This window comes from Ilyobacter sp. (genome assembly GCF_041583315.1).
Classification (GTDB): Bacteria; Fusobacteriota; Fusobacteriia; order Fusobacteriales; family Fusobacteriaceae; genus Ilyobacter.
The window spans coordinates 1-6,803 of sequence record NZ_JBFHGC010000093.1; the positions used below are offsets into that span (position 1 = coordinate 1).

The 6,803-nt window shown below is 37.7% G+C and carries 4 protein-coding genes; all 4 read right to left on the reverse strand.

Annotated features, from left to right (window positions below):
* Nucleotides 1-103: 103 nt before the first annotated feature.
* Nucleotides 104-3,166 carry an efflux RND transporter permease subunit gene (locus tag ABZA26_RS04770; RefSeq protein ID WP_372713374.1) on the reverse strand — a complete coding sequence of 1,021 codons (3,063 nt, stop codon included), beginning with the start codon at nucleotides 3,164-3,166 and terminating at the stop codon, nucleotides 104-106.
* A gap of 4 nt (nucleotides 3,167-3,170) precedes the next feature.
* Nucleotides 3,171-4,229, reverse strand: coding sequence for an efflux RND transporter periplasmic adaptor subunit (locus ABZA26_RS04775; protein WP_372713375.1), 1,059 nt, complete (start codon nucleotides 4,227-4,229; stop codon nucleotides 3,171-3,173).
* Between the two features lie 12 nt (nucleotides 4,230-4,241).
* Nucleotides 4,242-5,489, reverse strand: a complete 1,248-nt coding sequence (locus ABZA26_RS04780) for a TolC family protein (protein WP_372713376.1) — start codon at nucleotides 5,487-5,489, stop codon at nucleotides 4,242-4,244.
* A 291-nt stretch (nucleotides 5,490-5,780) separates the two neighbouring features.
* Nucleotides 5,781-6,803: autotransporter outer membrane beta-barrel domain-containing protein (locus tag ABZA26_RS04785; RefSeq protein ID WP_372713377.1), on the reverse strand; the 1,023-nt coding region annotated here is incomplete at its 5' end.

Below are 6,803 nucleotides of genomic sequence, written 5' to 3' on the forward strand. Positions count from 1 at the left end.
CCCTATTGAAATAAACATCTTCTTCATAAAATAAAACTCCCCCTTATCTGCTTAATAAATTATAGCAGATAAAGGGGAAGAATTTTATACAAAATTAAAATTATTATGCAATTTCATTTTCAATCTCAGTATTTTCAGGATGTTTTTTTCTCCATGCTGCAATAAAGTACTCTCTTATATCTTCTACGATGTAGTAAATACACGGGATTAAAAACAAGGTCAGTATAGTTGCAAAACTCAGACCAAATATAACTACAAAGGCCATTCCGTTGTACATCTCCGCTCCCTCACCGTTGCTTATAGCCAAAGGAACCATTCCGAGGACTGTTGTCATAGTTGTCATAAGTATCGGTCTCAGCCTGGTGACTCCAGAAGTCATAACAGCCCTTGAAATACTATCCCCTGCATCTATCCTCTGATTTATGAAATCAATAAGAACGATAGCATTGTTTACCACTATACCAATGAGTAGGATTATTCCCACAAAAACCATGGCATCTAGACTTTTCCCTGCAAAGTAGAGCCCAAAAATAGCACCCATGGTTGACAGTGGTATAGAGAATATTATTATCAACGGAAAAACAAAGGATTCAAACTGCCAAACCAATATGAAATATATCAGAAAAACTGCAACCACAAAAGTCGAAGCAAGTTGTTTGAATATAGCTCCCATATCCTTGTTGTCCCCGTCAGAACTATAGGTAACTCCGTCTGGAAGTCCTATTTTATTCAGTTCTGAAATAATACTGGCCTCGGCATTCTGCAGGTTGGCATTCTCCTCAAGGTTGGCATAGAGAGTTACCTTTCTCTTCTTGTCTTTCTTCTCTATCTTTGACGGACCTTCTACAACTACATAGTCTGCCACATCAGAAATTTTTACACTTTTACCATTATCTAAGGTTATTCTGGAGTCCAAAAGAAGCTTGCTGGACTCTCTGTACTCTTTTTTCAGCTGTACAGTTACATCTATTTCATCATTGTCGCTGTTTATGGTTATAGGGGTGCTTCCGTTTATCTGAGCCCCTATCATACTGGCTACCTCTGACACACTTACGCCATAGTATTTTGCCTTTTCTCTGTCAATTTTGAACCTTCCCTCTGGCTTACCACCTTCAAGAGAGGTACTTATATCTGTCAGCCCTGGTATCCCTGATATTTTTTCTTTTAGTTGTTCAGATATTACTTCAAGCTGTTTTTCATTATCTGAATAAAGATTAAACTCAAGGTCATTTATATCAGAGGATCCTCTCACAAAGTCCGGAACTACAGTAATGGTAACATCTGGAATTCCCTGGAATTTTTTCCTGAGGTCTCCCATGATATCATACATACTCTCTTCTCTGGTGGTTTTTAGACCTGCACTTAGGTTTAGTACCACATCTTCTGTGTCTCCCATGATAGAATAATTAGTTGCATATTTTAGATCCTTTGCTCTTTCTTCTAGAACATCTGCTATTCTGTCGGCCATTTTTATATCGGCTCCAGAGGGTAGAGATGCTACCACAGCAAAATTTCCACTATCCTGGGTGGGCAAGAATCCTCCCCCTAAGGTTTTTGACATGAATATAGAAGCAATAAACAATAGCAGGGCTCCTATGACCACAAGAAATCTTCTTCTTAGGGCTAGTTTTAAAATCCCCTTGTATTTTTGCTTTACAAATTTCATTACAGCCCCTTCATGGGCTATATTTGTATTTTTCTTTAAAATCTTGCTGCACATCATAGGTACAAACATAACAGCCACTATAAGTGAAGCCGTGAGACAGAAACTTATAGAATATGACATATCTCCAAACTGCTTTTTCACTATCCCCTCTTGAAACACCATTGGTAAAAATACCGCCATTGTTGTAAGGGATGATGTTATTACAGGTAAGGTCACTTCACTAGCTCCCTTTTCCGAAGCCGTAACCTTATCTTCTTTGAACTCTGTAAAACGTCTGAATATATTATCTACTACAACTACCGAGTCATCTACAAGCATTCCCACTCCCAGAGAGAGACCCATAAGGGAGATTATATTTATGCTTATCCCCATGGCATTTAATAAAAAGAAGGTAAATATTATAGATGTAGGCACAGACACAGCTACTATCGTTGTTACAGAAATATTTTTTAAAAACAGAAAGAGTATTATAGATACAAGAATTATACCTGTTAAAGCATTTTCTTTTACGCTGGCAATGGAATTTAATATGGTAGTAGATGAATCATGAGCTATCTTTGCCTCTGTATTTATAGGCATTGACCCCTCTACATTTTTCATAACTTTTTTTATGGTGTTTACTATCTCTACTGAATTTCCGTTGTCAGTTTTTGTGATTATCAGTGCAAGGGCATCTTTACCGCTGTTTCTAAATATACTGTCCTTGTCCTTCATTGACATTTTTACATCTGCCAAATCTTTTAATTTCAGCAGTTTTCCATTTGAATTTTTCAATACAATATCTGATATTTCCTCTAGAGTTGAAAGTTCTCCCTCTACTTTAATTATGTATTCTTTCTCCCCTTCCATAAGTATTCCACCGGGGATATTTACATTTGCTTCAGATATAATAGAACTTATATCCTCTATACCTATATTATAATTATCTAGTTTTTCAGGATCGATCTCTACCAGGACTTCCTGCTCCTGTCCACCTTTTATAAACACCTGGGATACCCCGTCTATTCTCTCTATTAAAGGTTCAACTGTGGCATTTGCATAAGTTCTCATCTCCATGGGATCTCCCCCTACGAGCATTAGAACCATTGCAGGTATACCAGATGTGGACTGCTCTCTTATGACAGGTTCATCTGCATCCTCAGGAAGATCGTCACTTATCTGATTGATCTCATTCTGAATAAGGGTAATCTTAGTCTCTATATCGGTCCCGTAATCAAACTTCACCTCTATAGTAGACTCCCCTACCTCAGATGTAGAATTGTATTCAGTTATCCCGTCTATATTGGGAAGAACATCCTCTATTTTTTTGGTAATCATGTCATTTACGTCATTAGGTGTTGCCCCGTCCCAATCTATAGTTATCTGTGCCATTGGATATGATGTACTAGGCATCATTTCCACAGGCATTTTAGTAAGGCCCAGATACCCGAAAAATATCATGGCTATCATTATCATTGTAGTGGTAGCCGGTTTTTTTATGGAAAAATTTGATAAGCTCATCTATCTAGGCCTCCTTTATTTTGTCGTTGTTCTTGAGAAGATACTGCCCCTGAATTATTATTTTGTCTCCTGGCTGGTATTCGTCAAAAACTATCTGCTGGTAGTCATCTGATGAAATCCCCAAGTCTACCTTGTATATGACTGCCTGTCCCTCTCTGGAAACTGCAATATAATTATACATATCTTTTAGCATTATCGATTCTTTCGGGACAAAAAATCCTTCTACCTCGCCGCTATTAGCTTTTACCTTGGAGTACATTCCTTTGAGCAGTTTACCGTCTTTATTTTCCAGAAGGACTGTGGCTTCATATTTTTTTGTGTCGCTGTCTGATGATGGATTTATTTTTTTTACTACTCCTTCTATCTCTTCTTTTATACCATCAATATATACCATAGCTTTGCTGCCTTTTTTTATATTTTCCAGATCAGAGGCGGATATACCTATACCTATCTCCATCTTGCTGTTGTCTACAATTGTAAAAAGGTTTTCATCTGCACTTGTCTTCTGATATTTTTTTATACTCAGGTCACTTACCAGTCCTGAGATTTTCGCTCTCACTGTGAGGTCGTCATAATCTTTTTTAGTCTTCTGATACTGGGACTCAGCTACTTTCTTCTCTCCCTCACTTTGTGTATACTGATTTTTAACAGTTAGAAATGAATCTTCAGATATGAGTTTTTTATCAAAAAGAGTCTTGTATTTACCATATGATATTTTACTCGTCTCATAGTCTGACTTTGCCTTCATATATTCACCTGCAGACTCTAGGTAAGCCGCCTCAGTTTCTGTATCTTGGAGAACTAGTACCACTTCTCCCTTTTTTACATAGTCGCCATTTTGATAATTTATTTTTTTTACGTCTCCTCCGGTGTCAGTTAAATGAGTTACCTCATTTTGAGGAATTAGTTCACCGTTGTAGTTTTTTATATTCTCAACCTTGGTTTGTTTAAGTTCCACGCTTTTTACAGTTTTTAAGACCTCTTTTGTTTCAACTGGTGCTTCTTTAGATTTACCGCAAGCAGTTAATAAGACAATAGTTACAATTAATATAAGTTTTTTCATTTTATCCTCCGATTACTTTATAAGATTTAGGTATTCTTCATATGCCTGATAATAATCCATCTGTACATTGATGTAATTTACCTGAGCCTCTCTTAGGTCTGATTCTGTCTGGAGATAATCCACTGTATCTATCAGCCTGTTAGCATACTTTTCTCTGTCTATATTGTATGTCTCATTTGACGTTTCATAGGATTTTTTCCTTGTTTCCATAAGGCTGTAAAGAGTCTTCATCTCAAGATATGCCGATGTAATCTCTTTTTTCAGTTCCTCTATACTGTCTTCCCTAGAAATATCTGCCTTTTCCGTCTCCAGTTTTGCTCTTTTATACGAGTCCATAGAGCTTCCGAAATTAAATATCTCCCACTCGAAGCTTACCCCTACACGCCACTGCCAGTCATCTATAGCAGCAGAGTCTGAAAAACTAGCCTCATCAGAGCTTTCATAGGCATACTCTAAATCCACCTTTGGTAAAAATTCGCTTTTAGCTGCCTTTTCCTCAAGCTTTGTTATCTCAGCACTAAGTTTTAGCCCCTTTGACTCAATGCTTTCATTCACTGCATTTTTCAGATCATTTTCATAGTCTATATTTTCTGGTTCTATCTTACCCAACTCTATATCTTTTAGCTGAATCTCTTCCTCAAGGGATATCCCCATCAATTTTTTAAGTGTTATCTTTTCTTTCTGAATTTCATTTTTGGTGTCTATTATGTCGCTTTTGGTTTCATAGAGAGAGGACTCAACCTTTAGAATCTCACTTTTGTCAAGAAGTCCGAGATTATAAAACTCCTGTTGTCTCTTTATCTCCTCTTCTTTTTCAGCCTTGGAGGTTTCATATACCTCTAATGTCTTTTGGAGCTGAAGTATACTTATATATTGCTTCACGACTTCAAGCCTGGTATCCCACTTTTCCTTCTCATAAGTGAGATCGTATAGTTCTTTGTTTTTTTTGGCTCCCTCTATACCGTAATAGATCTCCCCTCCGGAATATATCGGCTGTGTCACTACTATCCCGTTTTCAAAATATCCGTCGTCATAACTGTCGCCTCTGTCATCTGTATAGCCGCCTTCTATACTCACTGAAGGAAGAGCTCCCTTGGCAGTTTCCTTGTAAAGAAGCTCCTGCTGCACAGTCTCTATTTTGCTGTTTTTAAGGCCACGGTTATTTTCAAAAGCTGTGTTTACAGCTTTTTCCAAAGAAACTTCCGTCCCGAAAGAACTGCATGAGATTAATATCATCATGCCCAATATTTTTTTCTTCATACTCATCTTCTCCTTGTTAAAGTATTTATATTTATATAGTTTATAGTAACCCTTAGAGTGACTCTAAGGTCAATAATAAATCTTTCTGTTTATCATTCAATTATAAATATATTAGTAACATCTCTCTGTGTCATCTTTATGTCCATAAGACTCCTTCACTTAGCTGGAATCAAACCACTCAGCCTTAGAACATCTGGAAAATAAACTTTAGATAACATAAAAAAAAGGGAGCCCTCTAAGGAACTCCCAATAATTATTAAATATTTCAAACATAATCTGGAAAAGGTACTCCTAGAACTTCCAGCTGACTCCTAGATCTATATTGTTTTCACCAAGATCATCCTGTTGTGTGTAGGAATACATAATTCTGTAAGTCAGAGAATCATTTACATTGAAATTTACACCAGTCAATATGCTGTAAGTATCTTCATCAATGTTGGTACCTTTGATTTTAAAGCTTTCTGCATTGACATCGCCTCTGAAAGAAGCTTCCTGGTCTTTGTTTAAGTCGGCATATTCGTGTTCCCACGATCCTCCCACAAACCAGACAATTTTGTCAGTGAGATCCGTATCAAGTCTTAGCCCGATTTTACTTGTCACAGAGTCAAGCCCCTGTTTTTCCACATCAAGTGCTGCAAGTCCTATACTTCCGCTTTCTGTGAAGCTTTCTCTCTCTATCCTGGAATAACCAGCACCGATGGAAGGAACCAGAGTAACTCTTTCACTTAACTTTATATTTTTACTCAGGTCACTACCGATACTTACACTGTAGCTGTCATAATCTGAAGTTGCCTGTAGACCCAGGGTGGTTATTTCACGGGTAACATCATTTTTAGAATACTCTGCTCCCAGATGAGACGCCAGCATATACTCATTACCAAAATATAGTTTGTGTGTCATACCCAGATGGAAAGTTTCTGTCTCAGCATCGCTGCCGTCATCATAGTCATTTCTTGCATCAAAATAACCGTAGGATAGTCCCACTGATGAATTTTTTCCCGTTACCTTTTCGGTAATCCCCACAAATCCAGAGGCGTGGGTATCATATTCCACTCCTGACTTGTCATAGCTTCCTGTGCTTCCCAGAATATCGAAATGCTGTATATATTTCTCTTCCCCTTCCAGGAATGAGTAGTTGGGGCTCAGTGTAAAGGTGTCAGAGGAAAGTTCTGCTGTGGAATTTTCCAGCAATAATGCGAAATCACTCTGTCTCTTCCCTCCCAAGGTAAGTGGGCTGCTCATCATAGAGCTGATCTTTCCTTTAAACATTTTGTTTCTCTGGATATAGTCGCTAGACAGACTGCTGTACATCTC

Bases quoted from the DNA above. Each gene is read 5' to 3' on its own strand.
- ABZA26_RS04770 (WP_372713374.1), bottom strand. From the start codon at position 3,166: ATGAGCTTATCAAATTTTTCCATAAAAAAACCGGCTACCACTACAATG.
- ABZA26_RS04775 (WP_372713375.1), bottom strand. From the start codon at position 4,229: ATGAAAAAACTTATATTAATTGTAACTATTGTCTTATTAACTGCTTGC.
- ABZA26_RS04780 (WP_372713376.1), bottom strand. From the start codon at position 5,489: ATGAAGAAAAAAATATTGGGCATGATGATATTAATCTCATGCAGTTCT.